This window comes from Azospirillum formosense (genome assembly GCF_013340925.1).
Lineage (GTDB): Bacteria > Pseudomonadota > Alphaproteobacteria > Azospirillales > Azospirillaceae > Azospirillum > Azospirillum formosense.
Genome location: NZ_WHOR01000066.1, coordinates 1 through 23,907, shown reverse-complemented (window position 1 = coordinate 23,907; position 23,907 = coordinate 1). Strand labels below are relative to the sequence as shown.

The following is a 23,907-nucleotide window of genomic DNA, read 5'->3' as shown; positions in this document are numbered from 1 at the left end:
CTCCGCCCCCGCCGCCTCCGCGCCGGCAGGGAATCCGTTCGCCGCGGCGATGGGCGCGCTTGGTAACCCCGACGTCGGCGCCGACACGTCGGGCGGGGACGGGGGAGACCCCCAGGCCCTGGTCGCGCAGATCCTGAAAGCCGGCGCCTGACGCCGGCTTTCGCCTTTTCTGGAGAACCTTCACGATGGGCATTTTCAAGCCGGGCGTCAGCTCGGAGACCTATTCGCCGGACCTCCTGCTGGCCGGCGATTTCCCCCGCATGACCCGCAGCGTGACCCTGGTGTCCGGCCAGAACCTTGCGCGCGGCGCCGTCCTCGGCAAGATCACCGCGTCGGGCAAGTACGCCCTCAGCGCCTCGGCGGCGTCCGATGGCTCGCAGACCCCCGTGGCTGTCCTGGTGGACGACTGCGACGCCAGCGGCGGCGACAAGACGGTTGGCATCTACGAGAGCGGTGAATTCCTCGGCACCGCGCTTACGCTCGGCGCCGGCCACACGCTGGCCTCCATCCGCGACGGCCTGCGCGACCTGAACATCTACATCCGCTGACCACCGGTCGCCCCCAGATCCCGTGCGCATCAGCGCCACGTCACAGGGAACGAGCATCATGAACATCTACGATACCGCCGTCCTCAACGGCGTGGTGCAGAGCCTGAAGCGTCCCAAGACCTTCCTGCTCAACACCGTCTTCGGCACCATCCAGACCGAGACGGCGGAACAGATCGCCGTGGACATCCTGATCGGCAACCGCCGCGTCGCGCCCTTCGTCTCGCCGCTGGTGGCCGGCAAGGTGCTGACGCAGGACGGCTTCACCACCAAGCTGTACAAGCCGGCCTACATCAAGCCGAAGTCGGCGGTCGATCCGAACCGCGCCTTCAAGCGTCAGGCCGGCGAGCAGATCGGCGGCACGCTGAACCCGCAGCAGCGCTTGATGGCCACCGTGCGCGGCATCATCGAGGACCACGCCGACCAGATCACCCGCCGCCTGGAACTGATGGCCGCCGAGGCCCTGCGGCTCAGTCAGGTGACCGTCACCGGCGAGGGCTTCGAGACCCAGGTCGTCAGCTTCGGTCGCAGCGCCGCCCTAACCATCGCCCTGACCGGCACCGACAAGTGGAGCGACCCGGCCAGCACCCCGCTGGATGACCTGGAGGAGTGGGCCGAACTGGTGCACAAGACCGAGGGCGCGGTCATCAGCACCATCGTCATGGACCCGGATGCCTGGGCGGCCTTCCGCAAGAACGCCCAGGTCCAGAAGCTGCTCGACATCCGTCGCGCGGCGGGGACCCCGGTCGAACTCGGCCCCTCCACCTATGTCGGCGGCGCCCAGTTCAAGGGAAGCATCGGCTCCTTCGATATCTGGGTCTACAGCGAGTACTACGAGGACCCGGCCACCGGGACCGTGACGCCGCTGCTGCCCAGCGGCACGGTGCTGGGCTTCGGCCCCAACGTCGAGGGCGTACAGGCCTTCGGCGCCATCCGCGACGAGGCGGCGGGCCTGCAGGCGCTGCCGATCTTCGTCAAGAGCTGGGTGCAGGAGGACCCGAGCGCCCGCTTCGTCATGAGCCAGTCGGCGCCGCTGGTGTACCCGCGCCGCCCGAACGGCTCCTTCGCCGCCACCGTGCTGTAAGGAGAGCCGGTCATGAAGATCCGCACGCTTATCTCCGTGAAGCATGACAAGAAGCTCCACGCGCCCGGAACGGAACTCGACGTGGCGTCCGATCTCGCCAAGGAACTGATCGAGACCGGAAGCGCCGAGAAGGTCCTGGTTGATGCCCCGGACACCGCCGAGACGGAGACCGGAAAGCCCGCTCCGGCGAAGTCCACCAAGGCGTAGCCCCCGCCACAGCGCAGCGATCCACGGGGGATTACGGGCCGCCGTGGATCGTTTGGAGGACTTTTCGCGATGCCCATCCCTTTTCAGCGCACGCTTGATAGCGTCTTCCGCCGGCACGGTGTCGACGCCGTCTACACCCCGCCCCGCGGCGGCGCTCCGGTGCCGTGCCGCCTCACCTTTGCCCGAGGTGACAAGGAGTGGCGCTTCCGGGAAGCCGGCGCTTCCACCCCGGCCCGCATCGCCGAGGCGCGGGTGTCGGAAGTCCCGCTGATGGAGGAGGAAGGCGTCCTGGCCATCGGAGGCCAGACCTACGTCATCGGCAACGCCACCCAGCCGGACGCCGACCGGCTGTTGTGGCGCCTGGAGTTGCAGTGATGCCGACCTCCATCCGCGAGCAGGTGCTCGCCGCATTCGAAACACTGCTGGGCGCCGTCACCGCCCCCAACGTGCCGGGCACCTTCACCGTCTACCGCGGGCGTCGGAAGGCGGTCCCCGAAACCAACCTGCCGGCGCTGGTGATGCATGCCTCCATCATCTCGCAGGACCAGTTCAACGCCGGGGCGGTGCGCAACCTGGAACGCGTGGCCGTCTCGGCTCTGGTCAAGGAAACCACCGACGCTGCGCTTGACCAGGCCATCGCCGATGTCTCCGCCGCCGTCCAGAAGGCCGTCGAGGCGGACCCGACGCTGGGTGGGCTGGCGGTGGACACCAACCTCAGCGAGGCCGATCAGGCGACGGCCAACGATGAAGGGATCGGCGGCATCGGTGAGGCCTTCCTGGCCTTCACCGTCGAGTTCTGGACCCGTCCCGGCGACCCCTACACCGCGGCGCCCTGATCCATCCCCAACATACCGAGGACCCCCATGAACATCCCGGCCCATCGGGCGGCGGCGGTGGAGCCGACGCCTGCCGACACCTTCGAGATGAAGGACGGCAAGACGGTCATCAATCTGACCGAACAGGAGCGCGCAAAGCGCGAGGCCGCTGAGCAGGCGGAGCGCGAGAAGCAGCAGGCCGCCGACAGCCACGCCGAGGCGGAGCCCGCGCCGGACGCCACGTCCATTGCCGAGCCGTCGCCCAAGCCGGCCAAAGCCGCCGGGCAGGGCAAGGCCACCACCCAGACGAAGGAGGCCTAATCCATGGCGCTTCGCACCCGCAATCAGGCTCTTCTGGCCAAGATCGAAACGACCGAGGGCACTGACGCGAACCCGGTTGCCGGCACCGACGCTGTGTTCGTGGAGAACCTGCAGCACAGCTTCAACCCGAACATCATCCAGACCAACGAGCACACCGGCAGCCTGGACAGCCGCGGCCCCATCGCGGGCGGCATGACGGTGCAGGTCACCTTCGACGTGCTGTTGAAGGGCTCCGGTGCCCCCGGCACCGCCCCGGAGTGGGGCAAGCTGCTGCGCGCCTGTGGCTGGGCGGAGACGATCACCGCCACCGCCGTCCCGGCCGCCGCCGAGGCCTGCGCGGCGGGCGGCACCACCACCACGGCGGTGCTGGGCTCCTCCGCCGGCACCACGGCGCAGCAGTACCGCGGCATGCCCATCCTGTTCACGAACGTGGTGACCGGAACGTCCTTCATCACGGACTACACCGCCGGCAAGACGGCAACTCTGGCCGACACGCTGTCCGGCCCCATCGTCGCCACGACCTCGTACCAGATTCCGGTGAACGTCCGGTACGCGCCAGCCTCGATCAGCATCCCGTCCGTAACGCTCTACCTTTACCGGGACGGCAAGCTCCTCAAGGTGACCGGCGCCCGCGGCAACGCCACGCTGGAGTTCACCAGCGGCGGCGTCGGGCGGATGCGCTGCACCTTCACCGGCATGTTCGGCTCGCAGACGGACGCCGCGGTGCCCGCCGGCTTGGTCTTCGACACCCCCCGCCCGCCGATCTGGAAGGGTGGCCGTGCCCTGGTCAACCGCGCCAAGGCGGCTATGGCCTCGCTGTCCATCGACTTCGGCAACCAGATGACCAATCCGGACAACCCGAACGCGGCGGAGGGCTACGATCCGGCCATCATCACCGCGCGCAACATGACCGGCTCCAGCGACCCGCTGGAGGAGCTGGTGGCGACCCGCGACGCCATCGCCGACTTCCGGGCCGGCGCCGCCCAGCCCATCGGCCTCAGCTACGGCGCCGTCGCGGGGAACCGCGTCGGCCTGACCATCCCGGCGGCCACCTACACCAACGTGCAGCCCGGCGACCGCAACGGCCTCGCCACGCAGGGCCTGCAGTTCGCCTGCACCGGCCAGGATGCCGGCGCCTTCCTCACCCTGTACTGACCGAACCCCGAACCGACACCGGGCAACCGATCGGCTCCGGCCGATGGGGCGCGAAAGCGCAGCGGGTGGCGATGTCGGCGCCACCCGCACCCCACCCCTCACCGACAGAGGACCATTCCCATGCTGCCGATCAGCGCCAAGGACGTGATCCGCTTCACGCCCATCCTCGACCAAATCGACATTTTCCGGAAGCTGCAGTCCCTGGCGGACACCGACGAGGCGCGCGCCGCCTTCGCCGAACTGATCGCCAAGGCGCAGGACGAAGCGGACACCAAGCCGCAGCCGGTCTACCTGCTGGCCGTGCCGGGTTACCTCCAGCGTGCCGCGTGGCGCCGCGACGTGCGCGCCGCCGGGGCGATGTATCCGGGCGACGCCGAGCTGTTCCGGGCGCTGCGCGACGATCTGCGGGCCTGCGCGCCGGCCAACCTGGACGAGTTGCTGTCTGTCGTGGATGAGGCGGAAGCGGCCACCAGCGGCGAGGTGGACCCCGAGGCGGTGGAGCGGCTGGGCGAGATCGATCGCATCGCCCGAGCGCTGGGCCGCCGTTACGCCGCGCTGGAAGGCGACCGCGAGTTCTATCTGTCGGTCGCTCCCATCATCGCCGCCCGGCACTTCCTGCTGGGGTGGGAGGGCGTCAAGGCCGAGGATGGGAGCGACGCGCCGTTCGAGCGACGCGGTGGCCTGACGACCGACGAAACGCTGCAGCATCTGGACGAGCGGGAACTGCGCGATGTGGGCAGGAAGATCATCGGCCTGATGCGCGTCGGGAAGGATCAGGAAAAAAACTCCGTCTCGCCGTCGCAGTCGCACGACGGCCGGAAGCCTTCCCCGACGGAGACGAAGCTCCTGACGGAAGCGAGTGGGAACTCTTCGGAGAGCGGTACCAGCGGAACCCCCGCTACCTGCTGAGCGAAGGGGATTGGGAGATGGTGCGCCTTTGGCGGGCCTTCCGGCCGGCGCCGGGGCGCATCGGCGGCATGGCGGCGGGCGTCGTGCCGGTCTCTGGGCATCTGCCCGAGGCGGGCGGCTACGGCGATCAGGCCGCGATCATGCTGGACGCCTTCGAGGTCATGAGCCGGGCCGAGGCGGAGTTGGTGGAGGGCGAATCATGATGATCGTCGGACGCATCCAGGGCGACCTGAAGGGACTGCTGAACGAGCGGATCGGCGAGATCGCTGACGCCGCCCGCGCGGCGGTTCGCTCCGCCTCAGAACAGCTCCAGGCGGACCTGCGCGCCCAGGTCCGTGGGGCTGGTCTCGGGATCGGGCTGGAAAAGGCGTGGCGCCTCGACCTCTACCCGAAGAGTGGCCGGAAGACGCTGCGCCCCGCCGGCCTCGTCTACTCGAAGGCCACCCGGCTCCATGACGCCTTCGACGCCGGGGAGACGGTGCGGGCGAAGGGGGGCAAGTGGCTGGCGATCCCGCTGGAGGCGGCGAAGCAGGCCGGTTTCGACCGCAGTTCGGAGCGGGATGACCTGACCGCCCGCCGTCCCGGCCCGGTGCCGGCGAAGTGGTCCAACATCTCGGCGGCTGAGTCGCGTTTCGGCAAGCTTCAGTTCGTTCCGATCAACGGCGGGCGCCGCGCCCTGCTGGTGGCGGAGGGCAAAGCCCGCGGCGACGTGCTGGCCCGAGGCGGTGCCGGGCGCGCAACCTCGATCCCGCTCTTCCTTCTCGTCCGGCAGACCCGCGGGCGGAAGCTCCTCGACATCAGCGGCGCCGCCAACCGGGCGCAAGCCCAGCTCGCCGCCAACCTCTCCAACATCATCGGACGGTAGCCATGGCTGAGAAGAAGGTCAGCGTCCGCCTTGCCGTCGAAGCCGACCGCCTGGACGAAACCAAGCGCAAGCTGGAAGAACTGGGCATCGCCATCAAAAGCGTCGGCAACGACAACGGCCCGGACAAGCTGCGTCGTCAGTTCGAAGCTCTGGAAGGCCGTCTCGACCCGGTGTCGCGCGCCACGCAGCGGTTGGCCCGTGAGCAGGATCTGCTGAACCGCGCCCTGGCCTCCGGGGCGACCAGCCAGCAGCGCTACACCGAACTGATGAACGTCTCGCAGCAGGCGCACGACCGGATGATCGCCGGGCAGAGCGCGGCGACGGCAAGCACAGGACAGTTCAAGGGCGCTCTCGGCAACCTGGGGCTCCAGCTCCAGGACGTCACGGTGCAGGCCCAGATGGGCACCTCCGCCTTCATCATCCTGGCGCAGCAGGGGCCGCAAATCGCCTCCGCCTTTGGCCCAGCGGGCATTGCCATCGGTACGGTCGTGGCGATCGCCTCCGTCGCGGCCGGGGTGCTGTTCACGCTCAGCGATGAGACGAAGAAGTCGGCGAAGGAAATTGATACCTTCGGCGACGTTCTCGGAATCTTCGAAGGGCGGGCGAGGGAATCAGGCGCCGCCATTGAAACGTTGACGGAGAGCTATCGCGCCCTTGGTGGAGAGCTGCGCGCCCTTTCCAAGCTGGCCCTCCAGGCCGACATCGCAACCCTGACCGAGAAGCGGGCGAAGGACCAGAAGTCGGCGTGGGATGCCATCAGCAACGCCACCATGTCCGGTGTGCAGGATGTTCCGGCGGCGCTGGGCGCCCTGCAGCAACTCGGACAGGACAAAGACCTTGCTGCCTTTATGGGGAAGCTCCAGGCGCTGAACGAAAAGGGCGCCATCAAGCTGATGCGTGACGAGGACGTCCGCGCATTGCTGGAGACCGGGGAGGCCCTGCGTGTCGCTGAGGCGCGCATGGCCGATCTGGAGGGGCGGGCGACGCCGGCGCAAAAGGCTCTGCTGGGCTATGCCGATGCGGCACGCGAAGCGGCGCGGGCAACACGCGAAGCCGCTGAAGCCGCCTATGAGATGTCGAGAACGCAGGGTCTGGCTCTCGGCTCCGTCATCGTCCAGGAGCGTGACCTTGATCGAAAGATTGCGGCCCTGAAGGGTGGCGAGGCCGCCATGAAGGCCTATGGAGAGGAGCAGATCCGGGCGACGACCTATGACAAGGCGTTCAAGGCGAACTTGGCCGCCGGGGAATCTCTCCTCGATGCCAGAACGGAGGCTACCCGCATCGCGACGAAGGCGGTGGAGGCCTACCGCCTTGAGCAGCAGCGTGCCGATGAGCAGAAGGCTGCCAACGCCGCCAGCCGCAAGGCCGAAAGCCAAGCGGAGCGTGACGCCAAAGCCTACGCCAAGGTTTCGGAGGAACTGGACCGCGGCATAGCCGAGCAACAGCGGCTGGCCGGCGCGGTCGGGCAGAGTGTCGAGGCCCAACGGGAGGCGAACACCCAGACCAAGATCGCGGAGGCTCTGGCGAAGGCGCACGCCACCGCGTCGACGGCGGAGGGAAAGGCCATCGCCGGGAAGGTCAGGGAGCAGGAGAAGTGGCGGGCCGCCGCCGCGGATGCTGCGGTTCTGGATTCCTCGAAGCGGCAGCTTGCCTACGCCCAGCAGGAACTGTCCCTGATGGGGCAGGCCGAACCGCTTCGCGAGCGCGCGCTGAAGTCGTTCCAAATCCAACAGCAGGCGGGTGAGCTGGCGAAGACGACTACGGCGGAAAATGTCGCCGAGTGGGTCCGGCTCCAGGAGCAGATCGCCGACACGCAGGCCATCAAAGCGTTTCAGTTGGAGATACAGGGCACGGCCAAGGAGATGTCCCGCGACATCACCGAAGCCTTGCTGGACCGGGAGTCGAAGTGGAGCGACCTCGGAAAGACCATCGGCAAGAGGATTGCCCTTGGTCTGATCGAGGCGAACTTCGTCCTGCCGATCACCACGGCTGTCGTGGGGGCTGTGCCGGGCCTGTTCGGCATCGCCTCCCCAGCGAACCAGAACGTTGCCAATCCGGGCGGCGTGGCCGGCGCGGCCAGCACGCTCGGGACCGCTGGCAACGCTCTGTCCGCTGGTCAGAGCCTCTACAACGTGGCCACGGGCACCAACACGTTGGGCACGATGGCGAGCAGCTTTGCCACGTCGGGGATGGGCTACAGCATGGGCCTGTCGTCCAACGCCGTCGCCGAAGGCACCGGCATCGCCGCTGGCTACGTGGACACCATCGGCGCGACGCAGATCAGCAACGGCATGACGTTGACCCAGAGCGGGCAGGCCGTCACCAGCGGGCTTGGCGCCATCGGACAGGCCATGCCCTATGGTGCGTTGGGCGGCCTTGCCGGGTCCTACATCGGGTCAAAAACCAACTCTCACCTTGTCGGCGGCCTCTCAGGCGCTGCGCTCGGTGTCGGTTCTATGGCCGCCGGCACTGCGGCTATGGGCGCCATGGGCGTGGGGACGGCCGCCGCAGGTATGAGCGGCATGGCCGGTGCCTCGGCGGCGTTGGCGGCTATCCCCGTGTACGGGTGGATTGCGGCTGCGGTCCTGGCCGCGGTCACCGCGATCGCCGGGACGCAGAAGAAGGAGTACTTCGGCGCCGCGACCTGGAGCAAGTTCGATCCCGGCGCGGGGACGGAATTGGGGACCGACACGGCGTCGAAGCACATGGATGCGGGGCCGGTTGTTGACCGCAAGTACGCGATCAACAGCGGCATGCGCACAGCCATGCAGGCGTCCGGCCTCGGCTTTGCTGGGGACGGCATGTGGCTCGGGGTGGACTACGACCAGGATAAGCAGCGGTGGCGGACCAACCTCGCCGGCTGGGACACCGGCATTACCGTGTCCAGGTCGCAGGACCCGGCCACGGCCATCGTGGACACTCTGAAGTGGCTCGCCAACAACGCCACCGAGGACAGCGACCGCCGTCCAGCCGACAAGTTGGGCGACATCCCGCTTCTGGTTGGTGACAAGAACGTCATCACCGCCCTGCGCAACACCAAGAACACGACGATTGAGGAAGTCGGCAAGGACATGGAGGCGGCCCGCGTCTGGACCGATGTCCAGAAGACCACCGCCGCCGGCTACAACTACTTCAACGATGCCGTTCAGCAGATGCTTCATTCCGCGCAGCAAGCGGCGAAGCGAATGGAGGAGAGTTATGTTGACCTGCTGAACCGCGTGTCCGACACCGGCCTGGAGGAGCGAGGCCGTGCACAAGAGATGCTACGCCAGTCCATGGAGGCTTCGCTCGGCATCGACGACACCACCACGGCTCTGCGCAACCTTCTGACGCCGACAGAACAGGTGCGCATCCAGTTCACCGCGCTCCAGCCGACGCTTGAAGCGCTCGGCTACACCGCTGAGCAGCAGGCCGGGATCTTCGACAAGCTCGCGGCGAAGGCCAAGAAGTCGGTGGCCGACACCTACGACGCCCAACTGCGTGACGTGCGTGGGCAAGGGTATCTGGACGAGTTGTGGTCGGTGCGGCAGTGGTGGGACGCCAACGCCCTGCCGGTGCTGGACTCCGGACGGAACCCGAACGACCTCTATGAGGCCAAGGCCAAGTCGATCATCGACGGGCTGTCAGACAGCCAGATCGATCTCGTCGTGTCCTACTTCAAGGAGCTTGACCCCGTGATGGCCGGGCTGGCGGATCGGCTGCGCGGCACCACCAAGGCAACAAGGGATGCCGCCGATGCGCAGGCCGCGGCGCTGCGGCAGAACGCCGAGAGCCTCCGCAGTTATCTGGACTCGCTCGGCCTGTCCGACCTGTCGAACCTGTCGCCTCAGCAGCAATACGCCGAGGCTCAGCGGCAGTACGCTGCCGCCCTGGCCGGCGACGACGTGTCCGCGGCAACCAAGGCCAACGACGCGTTGTTGCGGGCCGCCCGGGTCATGTTCGGCACCACCTCCGAATATGGGGCGGTGTTCGACTGGTCTAAGTCCAGCCTGACCGAGTTCGGCAAGCGAAACGGCCTGCCGATGTTCGCAGCGGGTGGCATCACGGACGGCCCGTCCATCGCGGGCGAAGGCATCTACCGGGAGGCCGTGGTGCCGCTGCCCGATGGCCGGACTATCCCGGCCCGGATCACGGATAGCGGCAGCCGAGACGTTACAGCCAAGCTGGAGGAGGTCCGCCGCGAACTGGTCGCGTCGCGGCAGGCCAACACCCGCATGCAACAGGTCACGGTGGGCGCCTTGGCCCTGATCCAACAGGCCATCGAGGCGTCCACCGACGCGCAGGCCAGGGCGGCCCTGCAAGCCAAGCTCGCCGCCCTGCTCGCTGACCAGACGTCGGAGGCCGCCTGATGCTCGACACCTACAGTCTCGAAACCGAGCCGCTCGACAGCCTGGGGGGCGAGCTGGTGCCGTGGGTACTGACCTCGGTCGGTACCGGGCGCGCCGTCGACTATGTCTACATCGCGGAACTGTACCCATGGCAAGGCACCAACGGCGTCTCCTATGGGGCGCCGCTGGCGCTTGATGCCGGGATGCTCGACGCGCTGCCCGGCCAGGAGGAGCCGCCGGGCGCCATCCTGCCGCTCCACTTCGCCGACCGCGGCTACCTGACGGCGCCGACCGACAGCGTGGCTCCGCGCCGGCTGTATGAAGGGCGGCTGGAAGGCTTCAGCGTGGAGCGCCGTCTTCCGTTGTCGCCGACCGACAGCCGCCGCGTCGCCGGCACCTTCGGCCTGCTCCGGTTGCGCAACGATGACGGCGTGCTGGACAGCCTGCCGGACAACTGCGCCGTCCAGGGCCGGCGTGTCGTCGTGCGGCGGCTGATCCGTGGCCAAGACCTGTCCGAGGCCGTGCCGGTTTTCGATGGTGTCGGCGTGGCCTGGGAACCGGGCGACGGCGTGATGGGGCTGACGGTCCGGGATCGGACGGCCCTGGCCGACCTCTCCTTGCTGCCGACCTACGGCGGCAGCGGGGGGAAGGACGGGCCGGCGTCCTGGGCCGGCAAGCCGCTGCCCGGCGCCTTCGGGGTCGCGCGCTGGGTGCCGCTGGAGTGTTACGACGCCGCCTACGGGCTGTTCCGCTGCCACTTCCGTCGAATCAAGGGCGTGACGGGGCTGTGGGACAAGGGCGGCGCCTACACGTTCGTCAGTGACTTCCCGACAGAGGCGGCTTTGAAGGCCGCCAGCCTGACCGGCGGCCAGTACGCCACGTGCTGCGCAGAGGGGATGGTGCGGGCCGTCCCGGCGGGGGACAGCTACGAAGGGACAATCACTGCCGACATCGAAGGCGACGCCGAGGGCGGCTATGTGGAGACGCACGCGGCGATCGCGGCGCGCCTGCTGTCCATCGGCGGCCTTGGCGATCTCGTCGCCGGCGGTACGGTGGCCAGCCATGCCGCTTATCTGACGGGAGCCAGTGGCTTCGCGTGGACGAGCCAGATCAACGTCGGCGATGCCGTGTCCGCCGTCATGCAGTCCTGCGCGAGCTGGTGGGGCGATGATCGAACCGGGATGATCCGTCTCGGCCGGCTGGAAGAGCCGGGCGTGCCCGATCTGGAGCTGGCGCCGGGGGCCGGCCTGTTGGACGTGACGCCCGGCACTTTGCCGGCCAGCATCGCCCCCGCGGTCTGGCGCAGCACAGTCAACTTCCGGCGGTGCCACTCCGTCATCAGCCGGGACGCCGTCCTGGTCACTGCCGACGAGGCGACCAAGGCGTTTGCCGAGCGGGAGTACCGGGAGGCCCCGCCGAGCGCAAACAGCTTGATCCTGTCGCGCTACCCGACCGCGCCGGAACTGCGCATCAACAGCGGCTTCGACAACCCTGGCCCGGCCTCCGACCTCGCCAGCTACCTGCAAGCTCTCTACGCCCGCTCACGCGGCGCCTGGGCGCTTGATGTGCCGTTGGCGGTCGCAGCCTCCCTCTGGCTCGGCCGCTCGCTCCGTGTGACGTGGCCGCGTCACGGCTTGGCGCAGGGCCGCAACGTGCGTGTCGTGGCCCTGCCGGAAGACATCGGCGATCGAACCGCAACTATTCTCGTCTGGGGATAACCCATGGCCAATGCTCTCTTCGGGTACGGCAATCTGCTCGATCTGCCGGCCACCGTCCTGACGTGCGGGTCGCAGCGGTCCAACCTGCCGGTCAGCAACCTCGCCGACCCCGATCCGCAGCGCCCTTGGGTGACCATGGGGGCGACGCAGGATTGGGTTCACGCCGACTTCGGCTCACCGCAATCGCTCCGCCTGCTCGGCCTGTTCGGGGCGCTGCTGACCTCAACGGCGCAGGTCCGGTGGCGGCTTGGGACGGCGCCGCTGTTCGACGATCCGATCTTGCGCCAGAGCTTTACAGACGGCAGCGAGATTGACCCGCGCTTTGTGGTGGCCCGCGCGGGGGCGACGGCGACGCGCTTTAACGCGGCCGGCGAGCTGGAAACCGTCCCGGCCAACACCCCGCGCGTTGACTATGGGTGGTACACGCTGACGGACGCGGGCGGGCAGGATTGGGCGGCGACGCCCGCCCCGAACCTGCTGACCGCACCGGAAGCGTTCAGCGCTTCGCCGTGGTTTGGAAGTTTGTCGGTCACGTCGAATGCGGGGGGCGCGCCGGACGGCACGGTCACCGCAGACAGGCTCGCCAAAGTCAGCGCGAGCAGCGGCTATCGCTCTTACCCGTTCTCGCCGTCGAGCACGGCAATGCACGCCGCAAGCGTGTACCTCAAGGTGCCGGCCGGCTCGCTGCCGGTGCGTCTCTTGTTGGTGCGCTCGTCGCCCTACGTGGTGATCGCCCAGAAGACGGCCAATGTCACCACGGCCTGGCAACGGTTCGACCTCGTCGGGGCGCCGCTTGACCTTACGTCTCACCAGTTCGTGATCGACGGCGGGCTTTTGGCCGTTGGCGACGCGTTCGACGCCTGGGGCGCCAAGTTGGAGGTTGGCGCGACGGCCACGGGATACCAGCCGGTCACTCCAGCCTGTCGTGGTCTGCTGATAGAGCCGGCGCGGACCAATTTTTTGCTGCGCAGCACGGAGTTGGACCATCCCGTGTGGGGGAAAACCCGACTGAGCGTCATCGCCAATGCGGCAAGGGCTCCAGACGGAACCGTATCGGCCGATATGCTGGTGGAAGACACCTCGGTAGCGCTCACGCATGAGCTGGTGCAAAGCGTATCCGGTCCGGGCACCTACTGCTTTTCGGCGCTCCTCAAGGCGGGAACCCGTCGCCGAGCGCAACTGGTCGTCTACAACCCCACGGACGGCAACATGGGCGCCTCCACCTTCGACTTGACGGCCGGTGCCGTCGTTGCTGGAAGTCATGCGTCGGCTCAAATCAAGAAATGGGCTGACGGTTGGTATCTGTGCTCCATCGTCATCACCTGCACCGCGCCGTCGCAGTATTTCCTGAGACCTGACAACGGCTCGACGGTGTATTACACGGGAGACGGGGTTTCAGGCTTCTACGCCTGGGGCGTGCAGGCCGAGTCTGGCACAGAACCCACGTCGCGCATTCCGACGACCACGGCGGCCGTTACCCGCAACGCCGACAACGTGACGGTGGTGCTGTCCAGCGTGCCGGGGTGGAGCACCGCGGCGGGGACGCTGTTTGCCGACGCCATGATCCCTGCAAGCGGCGGGCAAACCCGCGTGCTTGCCAGCCTGAACGACGCCTCCACCAACAATCGGGTGACGCTCGGCGTGAACCAAGCACTTACGGACACGGTCTATCGCATCTCAGTCGGCGGCGTGGCGTACGATCCCGCGGCGCAACCGGCGCCTGGAGCGGGCGCGGGCCTTCGCATGGCCCTCGCTTGGGCCGCTGGATCAGCCTCGGCGACCATCAATGGGGCCGCCCCGGTGGGGAGTTCTCTGGTCGCCGCGCCGGCGGTCACGACGCTGGAAATCGGCGCGCAACAGGGCGGACTTCAGTTGACTGGCTACATCCGCCGCATCGCCCTCTACAGCAAGCGCCTGTCCAACGCGCAACTGCAAAGCCTGACCGGTCCCGACCAAACCGCCATTGTGGCCGACGTGCTGGACACCGGCTGGACCGATGCCAAAGTCGCTGAGGGCTACTGGTCCACGCTGCATCTGCTCGGCTCCACCGTCGCCGCCCGGTACCTGCGGGTGGACATCGACGATCCGGGGCGCGCGACCGAGACTGTCAATGGGCAGGCGCCGGGGGACCTGATCGTCGGACGGATGGTCGCGATGCCGGTGGAGCAGCCGCTGCGCAACTTCAGCTACCCGGTCAATGAGCGGTTTGTGCCGATGGACACCAAGCAGCGCGGGCGGCGCTCTGGCGCCGTGTCCGTGGACCCCGGCCCGAGCTACCGAGAGATCAGCTTCGGCTATGAGGCGCTCGGTCAGGAGGATGCGCGGGGGACCTTCAAGGAGTTCCTGCGCCGCGTCGGCATTCGCGAACAGCTCGTCTTCATCCCGGACCCGGGCAGCATCTACCAGCCGACCGAGGCCATCCTTGGGCGGCGGGCGGAGTCCACGCCAATGACCTGGGCGAATTTCGCCATGTGGTCGCATCAAATGACCATCGAAGAAGACCCGGCGCTCGGCGCCTAAAGCGGAGATCCCCGACATGCTTGCAAGCCGTGTCCGGCAGTCCATCCAGGGCGCCGGCCCCACCTCCTTCATGCTTACGGACGACGCGGCGACCACCCAGAGCCGCACCATCGTCACCGCCTACGGGTCTGGCCCGACCCGGCCCGGCGTCTTCACGATCGTTGATGTCACGGCCAGCCAATGGGCCGTGGTGGAGGGCTATGCCACCGCGGGCAGCACGGACAGCTTTACCGTCACCCGGACGATCCGCAACAGCCAGGGCAACGCCAACAACCTGACCTGGAGCACCACCAACACCAAGACGATCTTTGTCGGTGAGTGCGCGGACCTGCTGGCGCTGCTCTGCCAGTGCCCGACCACCGGCGGGACCGGGGCGGCCTACACCGTCACCTATGCCCCGACGCCGCTTGCGCTGGTGTCAAACGCCGTCATCCGTCTCATCCCGCATATCACCAGCGTGGGCGCCGCCCCCACGCTGGCGGTCAACGGCTTGCCGGCCTGGCCGATTGTGCGGGCCAACGGTCAGGCGTTGACCGGCGGCGATTTGTCGGCGGGGGGCGTGGTGGAGCTGGTGTGCGACGTCACCAACAGCCGCTTCCGCCTGCTGTCGTCTCCTGCCACCAGCCGGGCGGCGGCCTGGGTCCACTTCGACGGCAACGGCTCGATTTTCGCCGCGGCTGGGGTCGCGTCGGTCACGCGGACCGGGGTGGGCTCCTACACCGTCAACTTTGCCGCGACCATGCCCAACGCGGTCTATCCCGTCGCCGGTGCAACGGCGAACAACGGGGTCGATGGTGCGAACGCAATCCTGCTGATTGGCACGCGCAGCACTGGAAGCGTCTCGGTCAGCACCGTCCGTCGGTCGGACGGCGTTCTCACCGACGCCGCCAGCACCAGCATCGCCATTTTCGGAGCCTGACCTATGCCCATCGCCTACGAACAGGATGGCCGCACGGTCATCGTCAATCCCGCGCCCGGCTTCGACGCCGAGGCGGTCGCTGCGCAGACCGTGCCCGACGGCGTCGCGTGGCGCGTCGTCACCGATGACGAGGTGGCGGCGCTGATCGCCGCGGAACCGCTGCCGCTCGACCCGGTGCCGGCGGTCATCTCGGACCGGCAGTTCTTCCAGCAGCTCGCGCTGGACGGCTACATCACCACCGCCGAGGCCCTGGCCGCGGTGAGGACCGGCGATCTGCCGCCCGTGCTGGCCGACCTGCTCGACCACATGGACGGGGACGAGCGCTTCGGCGCTGAGATGCTTCTGTCCGGCGCCACCGAGTTCCGCCGGGACCACGCCATGACCATTGCCATCGGCGAGGCCCGCGGCCTGACGCCGGACGAGGTGGACGACTTCTTCCGCCGCGCCGTCGCGCTCTGACCGGCCCACGACAACACTCCAGCCCGACCCCACCGACCCGGCGCCGACAAGGCGCCTTTTCTATGCCCGCGCCACGGCGCCGGGCCGCAGGAGACCGCATCCATGAAGCTGCCTCACGTCGCCGCCCTGGCCGTCATCGGTACCGGCCTCCCCGCCGCGGTCGCCCTGGCCGATGACCCCACCGTCAATGGTCTCATCGGCTCCACCATCCAGGCCCTGACCGGTGCCCATCCCTCGGTGCAGGCCGCCGCGATCCTGTCCGCCACCGGCCTGCTGGGCTGGCGGATGTGGTTGAACCGCCCGCAGCCGGAGACCGGCGCCCACTCCATTGATGAGGTGTTCGCGCTGCTCAACAGCCTGTCGGAGCGGCTGGACGGGCTGACGCAACGCGTCGACACGCACATCGATCAGCACGACCGCCGGGCGGCGTGATGCCGGAGCCGCCCCTGCAACCCGACGCCCAGCAGGTCGCCGACAAGGCATTGGCCGACTGCGGCGGCGAACGCGACGCGGCCCTCCTGCTGCTGGCGCACCTCCTCATCAACGCGCGCCGGGGCATGTCCCCCGGTTTCCTGCGGCTTGGTCCGCCCAACACCCGGAGCATCCCATGACCACACCTGCTGGCGCGGCGACTCCGCGCGAGATCCACGACGATGCATTGGCCCTCGTCCGCCACTTCGAAGGCCTGTACCTCAAGGCCTACCTGTGCCCTGCGGGTGTCCCGACCATCGGCTACGGCCACACCGCCGGGGTCCGGATGGGCCAGACGATCACGTCCCTCCAGGCTGAGGTCTTCCTGCGCGCCGACATGGCCGATGCCGCGCAGGACGTCGACCGGCTCGTCAAGGTCCCGCTCACCGATCGGCAGCGCGGCGCGCTCGCCTCGTTCGTCTTCAACCTGGGGGCCGGTGCCTTGCAGTCCTCGACCCTGCTGCGCCTGCTGAACCAGGGCGACTGTGCCGGGGCTGCGGCCGAGTTTCCGAAGTGGGTCTACGCCACCGTCAACGGGAAGAAGGTCCGGCTCGACGGGCTGAAGAGGCGCCGGGCTGCGGAGAGGGCGTTGTTTGAGGCGGGATAAACGCCGGGCGACGGGTGCCGGCCAATGCCGACGCCATGCACTGGAGGAAGCGGAATCGGTCCCATCGCTGCCGACCCGCATTGAGGCGAGTGCAGACTGGATCGCCGCTGGTCACAAACTGTTTAGATTTCCCCTTCACACTCGCCTCGGTGGCGCTCGACGGCGGGCGCTCATGCAGGAGTATGTGGTCATGACGATGAAGAAGATGGCCGTCGTGGCCATCCTGGCGTTGGCAGGCTGTGCACAGCCTTATCAAACCTACCAGCCATACACACCATCGCCGTCCACCTATACTCCTCCAAAGGCCAAGGCTTCCGCCCCGACGCCCCCAGGAGGGTGGAAGGCCGCCAAGGTGAAGATGACGAAGGACATGCAGAAGGCCATCGAAGACGGCGTCCGCAACAGCCTGAAGGACCCGTTATCGGCGCAGATCGTGCACACCGTGGCGTACAAGGAGGCTGACGGCGGAATTATCGCTTGCGGCACCGTAAACGCGAAGAATAGCTACGGCGGTTACACGGGATCAACGCCATTCAGGGCGTTCGTTGCCGGGGCCAAGGGCAAGTACTATGGGGTCGGCGCCATGCTGGCTGAGGATTCTCTGAGCATATTCTATGAGATCAATCCGATGTGTGATCCAAAGGAGATCCTGTAGACCCTCAGCGATCTTACGTCACCGGGGCGCCTTCGGGCGCCCTTCTCATTCCCACACCGCGCTCCTGCGCCGGCCCCCTCACTCCGCCGCCACAGCCAGCTCGCAACGAACTTCTTCCCGCCCTGGCGTGGCCGCCCTGAAATACTCCATCACATAGACCCGCACGGCGCTGGACAGGCTGTTGGTGTCCAGCGCCTCCACGCGCTCGGCGAGGCGGGTGCACAGCGTGCCGACCGTCAGGCCTTCCCTCTGCGCGATCTCCGTCAGGGCGTCCCAGAAGGCCGGCTCCAGCCGCATGCTGGTGCGCTTTCCGGCGACGATGATGTTCCTGAGTTTCTTCGAAGGCATGGCTTCCTCGCCGCGCGACAAGTTGCACTCTTAAGTATGCAGCGTCGCGGAGCCGGTGGCGAAAAGCATGTGATGAACTTCACATAAAACGGGGGTCTCGGGCCGCGGCTGGCAAGGTCACAGCGGGATCGCCGCCGGCCCACTCTTCGTCCCGTTGACCGCATAGGAATGTTCTCGTAACGTTCTCCTATGCCGGAACCAAACCGCCCGCCGAAACACGAACCGTCGTACAGGCTGAACGCCCTGGGCACCCTGGCGAAGCGAGGCGTCACGCAGCTTGAGTTCTGGTGCCCGGCATGTCGACGGCAAAGCTGCCGGGATATCAAGCTGCTGCTCACGAAATTCGATCCGGCCACCGATCTCTGCATGCTGGCCAGCAAGGCGCGTTGCGGCTGCTGCGGTCGCCGTGGCTGCCACATCCAGCCGGCCGAGCCGCCGGCGCCGGGAACGCCCGGTTACCGGGAATGGCTCCGCGATGAAATGGCCCGCTGCCAAGCCTTCCTGATGCAGGCCAGAGAGCAGCTGTAGCCGCCGACGAACACACCCACCGATCGATTACCGCGCCGCCCGGCATCCCGCCCGGCGGCTTTTCTGTGCCCGCAAGGAGGGGCCACGCCATGAACGTCCTGAAATCCAAGAAGATGCTCGTCCTGGGCGTCGTCATCGCTGCCGGCATCGTGGACCAGATCGCCGGAACTGACCTACTGCCGACGCTGCTCGCCAAGGTCGGCCCGATGCTGGCTGGCGGGTTATGACCCCCGCCGACCTCGCCGGGGCCGCCGGGTTCGTCCTGGTGGCACTCTGGCCCTGGTTGTCCGGTCGCCGCGCCCTGCTGGCCGGGCAGGGCGCCTCCGCCGCCGCGTTCGCGCTGCACTACCTGCTGATCGGCGCCACCACGGGCGCGGCGATGTCCGGGCTGTCTGTCGTGCAGGTCGCCACAGCTTGGCCTGATGACCGGCCGAGTTGGTGCCGGGCGCTCTATGCCGTCACAGTGCCCGCGCTTGCCGTGCTGGCGGCCTCGACCTGGGCGGGCTGGCCATCGACCTGTGCAGCGGCCGGGATGGTCGCCGCCACCGCGGCGCGCTGGTACCGGTCGGCGTTGGCGCTGCGGGTGATGTTCCTGGCCGCCGGCGCCTGCTGGGTCGCGCACGACCTGCTGACCGGCTCGACCTTCGGGCTGCTGGCCGACCTGCTCTGCATGGCCGGGTTGGTCTACGGCGCACTGCGCGACCGCACCACGGTTGCGCAAATCTAATAGATATTCCACCATATGAACTCTGTGGAGCTTCCCCGTGGACACCATGTTCCCGGCGCGCCTTGCTGCGCGCGTGCCCTTCGAAGCGATGCCGGTACCGTCCGCCCTAGCGGCGCCGCGGGCTGCGCTATCCGTTCTCGCCCACATGCAGGGACTGACGCCGTTCCTGTCCACCGATTGGGCAGACCTGGAGGATCTCAACGCCCGGCATCGTGACAGTTGGTTCGAACTGCTGCCACGACCAGCGTCGGCGCCGTGCCTATGGGTCGGGTTGGAGAATTCCGCCGGCGATGTTGTCGCCGCCCAGGCCGCGATCCTGCTGGACTGCACCGGCAAGAGCTATGGCGCCCGCCTGGAGGCCATGACCGCCTTCTACGACGATCCCAGCAGGGCTGAGGCCTCGGGGGCGTGGTGTTTCAGCGCAAGCCCGGAGGCAAGGGAGGCTTGCGGAAAGGTCGCCATGATGTCCAGCGGCTGGGTGCATCCGGATTGGCGCGGCGGGCACCGCGACCTCTTCCACCTCTCCGGCCGACTGAATCGGTTGGCGGTGCTGGCCCGTTGGGCGCCGGATTGGCTGGTCGCCCTGGTCGATCCCAACGTGTCCCGGCTATGGACCGAAAAGGCGGTCGGGCAGCGGCACATGGACCGCCACTCGACCATCCTGTTCCACCAGCCCGGAGAGGGTCGGCTCAAGCTGCATCTGATGCGGTTCCGACCGGACGATGTGACCGCGGACCTGCAACGTCGTGCATTTTCACCGCAGACAGCACCGCTCGCCGGCTGCCTGCCCGGAACCCGATGAGGGCGTGGGTGAAGCTGAAGGGCTGGCCGATGCCGGTAACGCTGATCTCGTTGTAGACCGCCTCGCCGCCGTCGATGGCCTCCAGGTATTGGCGGCTGATCGCGTCGGCGAAGATGTCGTGCGGGTCTTCGTTCTCGGGCCGACCAAGCATCATCCGGCCCCAGGCTTCGCCCAGCGTGTCGAGTGCCGGGCGCCCGATGTAGCGGAACCGGAGCGGCCCGCCATCGGGGTCCGTCGAGAAGTAGCTGCACTGTGCCAGGAGCCCCGTTTCCCGCAGCCATCGCACCAAAACCGGACTGCCGCCGGGATAGCGGCGCGCCTCGGCTATGATCGCCTGTTGCCAATCGAGCGCATCGGCGATTCGGTGACGATCGATCTTCACCTCAACAGCCGGAGCCTGGACCGCACGCTGTGGGAAACGGAGGATCGTCACGCCACCCTCCCTTCGGCAAACGGGGCGAGCATCGTTTCATAGACAGTCTTGGCCTGTTCGACCGAGACCCCAGCTTTGCGAGCGGCGGCCTCGATCACGCCCGACGGCATTTCGGCAGGTACGGACACCAAGGAGGTTTCCGCCACGAACTCGGCGGTCATGGCGTCGAGGCCGTCCATTGCGTCGTTCGCTGGCGAGCGATAGCCGGGTTCCGCCAGGGCGGCCAGCTTGGGCGCGAAGCGAAGCGCGTCCTCTACCAGCCCGGCCATGAGCGCGATGTCTTCGGGAGCGTCGGGGGCTATAGGCGCGGGGCGCGCGATGCTTCCGGGCCGGGCGCCGGGGGCGTCCTGGTGGCGCAACAGATAGAGCTTGATGGCCATGTCCCCCGCCCTATTGCTGGGCGCCGCGGCGATGTTGCGGACCAGATGGGAGGAGGCATAGGGAACATCAGGCCCAAAGCCGCCGCGATCCATTACGTGCTCCAGGCCGAGCCAGCTCTCGAACATGGAGGCGATGCGCGACGTGCCGGGGATCGCTTCTGGTCCCTGTTCGGCGGGGATGTTATGGTCCGATCTGATCGGCATGGGCTTGGCTGAGCCTCCTTCGTGTTGGTCAAAGCCCCCGGCTGTTGCTGCAGCTTGGGCAGTGGGCGCCCGGTCGTTGCTGCGACCGGGCGTTTTCTTTTGCCTGAGAATGGCAGGAATGACCCTTGCGCCACATTCTACCCATAACGTATAGTCATACCGATTTGGCGTCAACACGTTTTAGGTAGAAATATGCATTATGTAACTTTGTCGCCCGAGCAGTGCAGGGCCGCACGCGGTTTGCGTGGGCTGACTATCGAGCAGTTGGCCGAAGCTACCAAGCTGACGCGCAAGACGCTTTCTGACTTTGAGAATGGCAAGACCACCCCGCAGCCGCGTACCCTTCGGGATATCGTGGCCGCGCTGGAACAGCTCGGTGTGGAGTTCATCGCTGAAGGCGAGCTGTCCCCCGACGGTGGCGCTGGTGTGCGCCTTCGCAAAGAGAAACCCAACGCCGTCTAAGGTAAAAGAACAGTTACACAAGACATGGCCCCCTTCGTGCATATCATCGTACGCCCTGGCCGGGATGGTGGCAGGACTCAATGGCCGCGCAGCGCGGCGGTCGGCGATGAATGGCGAGGGTAGCGCCTCGTGTGGTCCGGGGTGGTTGTGGCGACTGCCCCGGACCTCCACCTTGAAGACAGTGCGTCTCTCAGGTGGACTGCACTCTATGCATGATAATTCTTTTATGGGTAGCGGTATTTTTCCGTCTGCCACCAACAAGTGCATAGTCAAATATGCACTCGACATACTCCCGTATGCAAATCGCTCCGCGGCCCCGGTTTGCCTCGCATTTTGCGAATGCATGCGACGGTGTGTCGCGGTGTGCAGCGGGGCTGAACGACGGCGATGAGTGTGGGTTGATCTGTTCTGTTTATGTTCCCTCATGTGGACAGAATGCCCACACATAGGAATGTTGTCAATAATTGCTGGTGCCGCCTAAGCTGGGTCGCAGGTTGGCGGTGCCCATAAGCGTAGGGCGGCACCGTGTGGCACCGCCCTACCCTGCTCTTTGCATCCCCGTTAACATCCCCGCATCCCCGTCAACCGAACCGATCCGAAGCCTTGCTAAACGGGAACAAGTCGAGGATATTCAACGAACATAAAGCGAATTCGAACCGGGACTTAGCCCTCCGAAGGCAGAGGCCGATGGTTCGAATCCATTCGGGTCCGCCAGCGATTTCAAAGGCTTAGCCGCAATGCGCGCTAGGCCTTTTTTATTCACATTCTCGTATCGCTGTGGGAGCGCTATGCCAGCTCCCGGACAGCAGAGTCATGTTCGCGAGCGCCCGCCATGGGCTCCGAACCGGACCGGCTCTGGTTGCCCCCTCCCATCAAATACGCAGCCGTAACCCCTGTCACCCCTCCCCACACCACATGGGCGGCAAGCATCAGGCTGTTGCGGGCGGGCGGATGGCGGGTCGCGGGGGTCAGGATGCGCATCGCCGGAATCCATCCCAGATAGCTGGCTCCCCAGACCGCAAGGCCGTAGCCGATCCCCGTCGCCACCGCCGGCCCGCCGATCCGACGCGCGACCGCCGGATACAGCGCTCCGGCGGCGGCGCCGTAGCCGTAATGCAGAGCGAGCGTCAGGTCGCGGCGCTCCGGTTCGTCCATCGCGTCCATCACGCCGGTCGGGCCGACGACCCGGTCGGTGATCAGGCGCGGCGGCAAGGGGTAGCGGTCCTTCTCCGGCAGGGCGCGGAACATCGCGCGCATGGCCGCCGTCATGGCGACGGTGCCGGCCAGTCCGGCGATGGTGCCGGCGACAAAGTGGTTCATGGCGGGACGGTGCGCTGGTTGTTGAGCGGGGGCTGTCCTTGTGACCTCCGCCAACAGACGCACCCATTCATGGTTCCTGCCATGGTTCCCGCCTTGCCCGAAGGCACCCGGCGGCCATGCTCGACTCTCGGGCCGCCTTCGGCCATGGTATCGCCCCGAAGGGAAGAGGCCGCATCATGTCCGACGAAAAGACCACCGACACGCTCCAGACCGTTACCGACGCCCCAGCGCCCGCCGGGGACGGCAGCGGCCTGTATCTGGTGGACGGGTCGGGCTTCATCTTCCGGGCCTTCCACGCCCTGCCGATGCTGAACCGCCCGGACGGCACGCCGGTGAACGCGGTGCTGGGCTTCTCCAACATGCTGCTGAAGCTGCTGGCCGACCTGAAGGCCTCCGCCGTGGCGGTGGTCTTCGATTCGAAGCGGCTGAACTTCCGCAACGAGTTCTATCCCGAGTACAAGGCCCACCGCCCCGAGCCGCCGGAGGAGCTGAAGCCCCAGTTCGCCCTGATCCGCGAGGCGACGGAAGCCTTCTGCCTGCCCTGCCTGGAGCTGGAGGGCTACGAGGCCGACGACCTGATCGCCACCTACGCGCGGCTGGCCAACGAGGCTGGGCGCGAGGTCACCATCGTGTCGTCCGACAAGGACATGATGCAGCTCGTCCGCCCCGGCGTGCGCATGCTCGACCCGCTGAAGAACAAGCCCATCGGCCCCGACGAGGTGTTCGAGAAGTTCGGCGTCGCCCCCGACCGCGTGGTGGACGTGCAGGCGCTGGCCGGCGACAGCGTGGACAACGTGCCGGGCGTGCCGGGCATCGGCGTGAAGACCGCCGCCCAGCTCATCACCGAATACGGCGACCTGGAATCGCTGCTGGCCCGCGCCGGCGAGATCAAGCAGCCGGCCCGCCGCCAGAAGCTGATCGACTTCGCGGAGCAGGCGCGGATCTCCCGCCGCCTCGTCCTGCTGGACGATCACGCCCCGCCGCCGAAGCCGCTGGAGGAGCTGCGCGTCCGCGAGCCCGACCACCAGAAGCTGATCGACTTCCTGCGCGCACAGGGCTTCCGCACCATCGTCAGCCGCGTCGAGGCAGAGATGCGCAAGGACGGCACCATCGCCGACGGCGCGG

The 23,907-nt window shown here is 67.4% G+C and carries 29 protein-coding genes; 25 read left to right on the top strand and 4 right to left on the bottom strand.

Translation table 11 applies throughout. The annotated features are described in order from the left end of the window. Window positions 1-185: 185 nt before the first annotated feature. The 19 genes from GBZ26_RS11345 (at window position 186) to GBZ26_RS11255 (ending at window position 17,578) form a co-directional block, all read left to right on the top strand. Window positions 186-548: a head decoration protein gene (locus tag GBZ26_RS11345; protein ID WP_174438929.1), complete on the top strand. Its 363-nt coding sequence runs from the start codon at window positions 186-188 to the stop codon at window positions 546-548. 58 nt (window positions 549-606) lie between these two features. Next, the gene (locus GBZ26_RS11340; RefSeq protein WP_174438928.1) at window positions 607-1,629 is read left to right on the top strand and encodes a major capsid protein; all 1,023 of its coding nucleotides are present in this window, start codon (window positions 607-609) and stop codon (window positions 1,627-1,629) included. Window positions 1,630-1,641: 12 nt separating this feature from the next. After that, the gene (locus tag GBZ26_RS11335; RefSeq protein WP_174438927.1) at window positions 1,642-1,836 is read left to right on the top strand and encodes a DUF7210 family protein; all 195 of its coding nucleotides are present in this window, start codon (window positions 1,642-1,644) and stop codon (window positions 1,834-1,836) included. 69 nt (window positions 1,837-1,905) lie between these two features. Further along, window positions 1,906-2,211 (top strand): head-tail joining protein, encoded by a 306-nt coding sequence (locus GBZ26_RS11330; RefSeq protein ID WP_174438926.1) that lies wholly within the window; start codon window positions 1,906-1,908, stop codon window positions 2,209-2,211. Then, window positions 2,211-2,672, top strand: coding sequence for a hypothetical protein (locus GBZ26_RS11325; RefSeq protein WP_174438925.1), 462 nt, complete (start codon window positions 2,211-2,213; stop codon window positions 2,670-2,672). Before GBZ26_RS11330 ends, GBZ26_RS11325 begins: the two co-directional genes overlap by 1 nt. Before the next feature lie 27 nt (window positions 2,673-2,699). Then, complete coding sequence (locus GBZ26_RS11320; RefSeq protein WP_174438924.1) at window positions 2,700-2,972, top strand: hypothetical protein; 273 nt, start codon at window positions 2,700-2,702, stop codon at window positions 2,970-2,972. Between the two features lie 3 nt (window positions 2,973-2,975). Then, entirely contained in the window at window positions 2,976-4,127 is a 1,152-nt protein-coding gene (locus tag GBZ26_RS11315) for a hypothetical protein (RefSeq protein WP_174438923.1), read from the top strand. A 120-nt stretch (window positions 4,128-4,247) separates the two neighbouring features. Further along, window positions 4,248-5,036 carry a hypothetical protein gene (locus tag GBZ26_RS11310; protein WP_174438922.1) on the top strand — a complete coding sequence of 263 codons (789 nt, stop codon included), beginning with the start codon at window positions 4,248-4,250 and terminating at the stop codon, window positions 5,034-5,036. A 17-nt stretch (window positions 5,037-5,053) separates the two neighbouring features. After that, a complete protein-coding gene (locus GBZ26_RS11305; RefSeq protein ID WP_174438921.1) occupies window positions 5,054-5,239 on the top strand; it encodes a hypothetical protein in 186 nt (61 codons plus the stop codon). Next, a complete protein-coding gene (locus GBZ26_RS11300) occupies window positions 5,236-5,901 on the top strand; it encodes a DUF6441 family protein (protein ID WP_174438920.1) in 666 nt (221 codons plus the stop codon). The genes GBZ26_RS11305 and GBZ26_RS11300 overlap by 4 nt, the downstream gene beginning before the upstream one ends. A gap of 2 nt (window positions 5,902-5,903) precedes the next feature. Then, complete coding sequence (locus GBZ26_RS11295; protein ID WP_174438919.1) at window positions 5,904-10,250, top strand: phage tail length tape measure family protein; 4,347 nt, start codon at window positions 5,904-5,906, stop codon at window positions 10,248-10,250. Window positions 10,251-10,306: 56 nt separating this feature from the next. Further along, the gene (locus GBZ26_RS11290; protein WP_174438918.1) at window positions 10,307-11,947 is read left to right on the top strand and encodes a hypothetical protein; all 1,641 of its coding nucleotides are present in this window, start codon (window positions 10,307-10,309) and stop codon (window positions 11,945-11,947) included. 3 nt (window positions 11,948-11,950) lie between these two features. Then, window positions 11,951-14,467, top strand: coding sequence for a phage head spike fiber domain-containing protein (locus GBZ26_RS11285; RefSeq protein ID WP_174438917.1), 2,517 nt, complete (start codon window positions 11,951-11,953; stop codon window positions 14,465-14,467). Window positions 14,468-14,483: 16 nt separating this feature from the next. Further along, window positions 14,484-15,386, top strand: coding sequence for a hypothetical protein (locus tag GBZ26_RS11280; protein ID WP_174438916.1), 903 nt, complete (start codon window positions 14,484-14,486; stop codon window positions 15,384-15,386). 3 nt (window positions 15,387-15,389) lie between these two features. Continuing rightward, window positions 15,390-15,845, top strand: a complete 456-nt coding sequence (locus GBZ26_RS11275; RefSeq protein WP_174438915.1) for a hypothetical protein — start codon at window positions 15,390-15,392, stop codon at window positions 15,843-15,845. 102 nt (window positions 15,846-15,947) lie between these two features. Beyond that, the gene (locus GBZ26_RS11270; RefSeq protein WP_174438914.1) at window positions 15,948-16,277 is read left to right on the top strand and encodes a hypothetical protein; all 330 of its coding nucleotides are present in this window, start codon (window positions 15,948-15,950) and stop codon (window positions 16,275-16,277) included. Then, window positions 16,277-16,456 (top strand): hypothetical protein, encoded by a 180-nt coding sequence (locus GBZ26_RS11265; protein WP_174438913.1) that lies wholly within the window; start codon window positions 16,277-16,279, stop codon window positions 16,454-16,456. The genes GBZ26_RS11270 and GBZ26_RS11265 overlap by 1 nt, the downstream gene beginning before the upstream one ends. After that, window positions 16,453-16,923 (top strand): lysozyme, encoded by a 471-nt coding sequence (locus tag GBZ26_RS11260; protein ID WP_174438912.1) that lies wholly within the window; start codon window positions 16,453-16,455, stop codon window positions 16,921-16,923. The genes GBZ26_RS11265 and GBZ26_RS11260 overlap by 4 nt, the downstream gene beginning before the upstream one ends. A 190-nt stretch (window positions 16,924-17,113) precedes the next feature. Further along, entirely contained in the window at window positions 17,114-17,578 is a 465-nt protein-coding gene (locus GBZ26_RS11255) for a hypothetical protein (RefSeq protein WP_174438911.1), read from the top strand. Between the two features lie 78 nt (window positions 17,579-17,656). On the opposite strand, the gene GBZ26_RS11250 is transcribed toward GBZ26_RS11255, so the two are convergent. After that, on the bottom strand, window positions 17,657-17,926 hold the full coding sequence (locus tag GBZ26_RS11250; protein ID WP_174438910.1) for a ribbon-helix-helix domain-containing protein: 270 nt from the start codon (window positions 17,924-17,926) through the stop codon (window positions 17,657-17,659). 189 nt (window positions 17,927-18,115) lie between these two features. Between GBZ26_RS11250 and GBZ26_RS11245 the strand changes: the two genes are divergently transcribed. The 4 genes from GBZ26_RS11245 (at window position 18,116) to GBZ26_RS11230 (ending at window position 19,983) form a co-directional block, all read left to right on the top strand. Further along, on the top strand, window positions 18,116-18,454 hold the full coding sequence (locus GBZ26_RS11245) for a hypothetical protein (protein ID WP_174438909.1): 339 nt from the start codon (window positions 18,116-18,118) through the stop codon (window positions 18,452-18,454). An 89-nt stretch (window positions 18,455-18,543) separates the two neighbouring features. Continuing rightward, a complete protein-coding gene (locus GBZ26_RS11240) occupies window positions 18,544-18,681 on the top strand; it encodes a hypothetical protein (protein ID WP_174438908.1) in 138 nt (45 codons plus the stop codon). Next, a complete protein-coding gene (locus tag GBZ26_RS11235; protein ID WP_174438907.1) occupies window positions 18,678-19,181 on the top strand; it encodes a YgjV family protein in 504 nt (167 codons plus the stop codon). Before GBZ26_RS11240 ends, GBZ26_RS11235 begins: the two co-directional genes overlap by 4 nt. Window positions 19,182-19,227: 46 nt before the next feature. Beyond that, window positions 19,228-19,983, top strand: coding sequence for a hypothetical protein (locus tag GBZ26_RS11230; protein ID WP_174438930.1), 756 nt, complete (start codon window positions 19,228-19,230; stop codon window positions 19,981-19,983). On the opposite strand, the gene GBZ26_RS11225 is transcribed toward GBZ26_RS11230, so the two are convergent. Both GBZ26_RS11225 and GBZ26_RS11220 read right to left on the bottom strand, forming a co-directional pair. Next, window positions 19,871-20,416 carry a hypothetical protein gene (locus GBZ26_RS11225; protein WP_174438906.1) on the bottom strand — a complete coding sequence of 182 codons (546 nt, stop codon included), beginning with the start codon at window positions 20,414-20,416 and terminating at the stop codon, window positions 19,871-19,873. The genes GBZ26_RS11230 and GBZ26_RS11225 overlap by 113 nt on opposite strands. Next, the gene (locus GBZ26_RS11220; RefSeq protein ID WP_174438905.1) at window positions 20,413-21,000 is read right to left on the bottom strand and encodes a hypothetical protein; all 588 of its coding nucleotides are present in this window, start codon (window positions 20,998-21,000) and stop codon (window positions 20,413-20,415) included. Before GBZ26_RS11220 ends, GBZ26_RS11225 begins: the two co-directional genes overlap by 4 nt. 192 nt (window positions 21,001-21,192) lie before the next feature. On the opposite strand from GBZ26_RS11220, the gene GBZ26_RS11215 reads away from it, so the two are divergent. Beyond that, window positions 21,193-21,462 carry a helix-turn-helix domain-containing protein gene (locus tag GBZ26_RS11215; protein ID WP_174438904.1) on the top strand — a complete coding sequence of 90 codons (270 nt, stop codon included), beginning with the start codon at window positions 21,193-21,195 and terminating at the stop codon, window positions 21,460-21,462. A gap of 786 nt (window positions 21,463-22,248) precedes the next feature. On the opposite strand, the gene GBZ26_RS11210 is transcribed toward GBZ26_RS11215, so the two are convergent. Continuing rightward, window positions 22,249-22,782 (bottom strand): hypothetical protein, encoded by a 534-nt coding sequence (locus tag GBZ26_RS11210; RefSeq protein WP_174438903.1) that lies wholly within the window; start codon window positions 22,780-22,782, stop codon window positions 22,249-22,251. 176 nt (window positions 22,783-22,958) lie between these two features. Here GBZ26_RS11210 and GBZ26_RS11205 point away from each other — a divergent pair. Further along, a partial coding sequence (locus GBZ26_RS11205) for a 5'-3' exonuclease (RefSeq protein ID WP_282184328.1) occupies window positions 22,959-23,907 on the top strand: 949 nt, incomplete at its 3' end.

Bases quoted from the DNA above. Each gene is read 5' to 3' on its own strand.
- GBZ26_RS11345 (WP_174438929.1), top strand. From the start codon at position 186: ATGGGCATTTTCAAGCCGGGCGTCAGCTCGGAGACCTATTCGCCGGAC.
- GBZ26_RS11340 (WP_174438928.1), top strand. From the start codon at position 607: ATGAACATCTACGATACCGCCGTCCTCAACGGCGTGGTGCAGAGCCTG.
- GBZ26_RS11335 (WP_174438927.1), top strand. From the start codon at position 1,642: ATGAAGATCCGCACGCTTATCTCCGTGAAGCATGACAAGAAGCTCCAC.
- GBZ26_RS11330 (WP_174438926.1), top strand. From the start codon at position 1,906: ATGCCCATCCCTTTTCAGCGCACGCTTGATAGCGTCTTCCGCCGGCAC.
- GBZ26_RS11325 (WP_174438925.1), top strand. From the start codon at position 2,211: ATGCCGACCTCCATCCGCGAGCAGGTGCTCGCCGCATTCGAAACACTG.
- GBZ26_RS11320 (WP_174438924.1), top strand. From the start codon at position 2,700: ATGAACATCCCGGCCCATCGGGCGGCGGCGGTGGAGCCGACGCCTGCC.
- GBZ26_RS11315 (WP_174438923.1), top strand. From the start codon at position 2,976: ATGGCGCTTCGCACCCGCAATCAGGCTCTTCTGGCCAAGATCGAAACG.
- GBZ26_RS11310 (WP_174438922.1), top strand. From the start codon at position 4,248: ATGCTGCCGATCAGCGCCAAGGACGTGATCCGCTTCACGCCCATCCTC.
- GBZ26_RS11305 (WP_174438921.1), top strand. From the start codon at position 5,054: ATGGTGCGCCTTTGGCGGGCCTTCCGGCCGGCGCCGGGGCGCATCGGC.
- GBZ26_RS11300 (WP_174438920.1), top strand. From the start codon at position 5,236: ATGATGATCGTCGGACGCATCCAGGGCGACCTGAAGGGACTGCTGAAC.
- GBZ26_RS11295 (WP_174438919.1), top strand. From the start codon at position 5,904: ATGGCTGAGAAGAAGGTCAGCGTCCGCCTTGCCGTCGAAGCCGACCGC.
- GBZ26_RS11285 (WP_174438917.1), top strand. From the start codon at position 11,951: ATGGCCAATGCTCTCTTCGGGTACGGCAATCTGCTCGATCTGCCGGCC.
- GBZ26_RS11280 (WP_174438916.1), top strand. From the start codon at position 14,484: ATGCTTGCAAGCCGTGTCCGGCAGTCCATCCAGGGCGCCGGCCCCACC.
- GBZ26_RS11275 (WP_174438915.1), top strand. From the start codon at position 15,390: ATGCCCATCGCCTACGAACAGGATGGCCGCACGGTCATCGTCAATCCC.
- GBZ26_RS11270 (WP_174438914.1), top strand. From the start codon at position 15,948: ATGAAGCTGCCTCACGTCGCCGCCCTGGCCGTCATCGGTACCGGCCTC.
- GBZ26_RS11265 (WP_174438913.1), top strand. From the start codon at position 16,277: ATGCCGGAGCCGCCCCTGCAACCCGACGCCCAGCAGGTCGCCGACAAG.
- GBZ26_RS11260 (WP_174438912.1), top strand. From the start codon at position 16,453: ATGACCACACCTGCTGGCGCGGCGACTCCGCGCGAGATCCACGACGAT.
- GBZ26_RS11255 (WP_174438911.1), top strand. From the start codon at position 17,114: ATGACGATGAAGAAGATGGCCGTCGTGGCCATCCTGGCGTTGGCAGGC.
- GBZ26_RS11250 (WP_174438910.1), bottom strand. From the start codon at position 17,926: ATGCCTTCGAAGAAACTCAGGAACATCATCGTCGCCGGAAAGCGCACC.
- GBZ26_RS11245 (WP_174438909.1), top strand. From the start codon at position 18,116: ATGCCGGAACCAAACCGCCCGCCGAAACACGAACCGTCGTACAGGCTG.
- GBZ26_RS11240 (WP_174438908.1), top strand. From the start codon at position 18,544: ATGAACGTCCTGAAATCCAAGAAGATGCTCGTCCTGGGCGTCGTCATC.
- GBZ26_RS11235 (WP_174438907.1), top strand. From the start codon at position 18,678: ATGACCCCCGCCGACCTCGCCGGGGCCGCCGGGTTCGTCCTGGTGGCA.
- GBZ26_RS11230 (WP_174438930.1), top strand. From the start codon at position 19,228: ATGTTCCCGGCGCGCCTTGCTGCGCGCGTGCCCTTCGAAGCGATGCCG.
- GBZ26_RS11220 (WP_174438905.1), bottom strand. From the start codon at position 21,000: ATGCCGATCAGATCGGACCATAACATCCCCGCCGAACAGGGACCAGAA.
- GBZ26_RS11215 (WP_174438904.1), top strand. From the start codon at position 21,193: ATGCATTATGTAACTTTGTCGCCCGAGCAGTGCAGGGCCGCACGCGGT.
- GBZ26_RS11210 (WP_174438903.1), bottom strand. From the start codon at position 22,782: ATGAACCACTTTGTCGCCGGCACCATCGCCGGACTGGCCGGCACCGTC.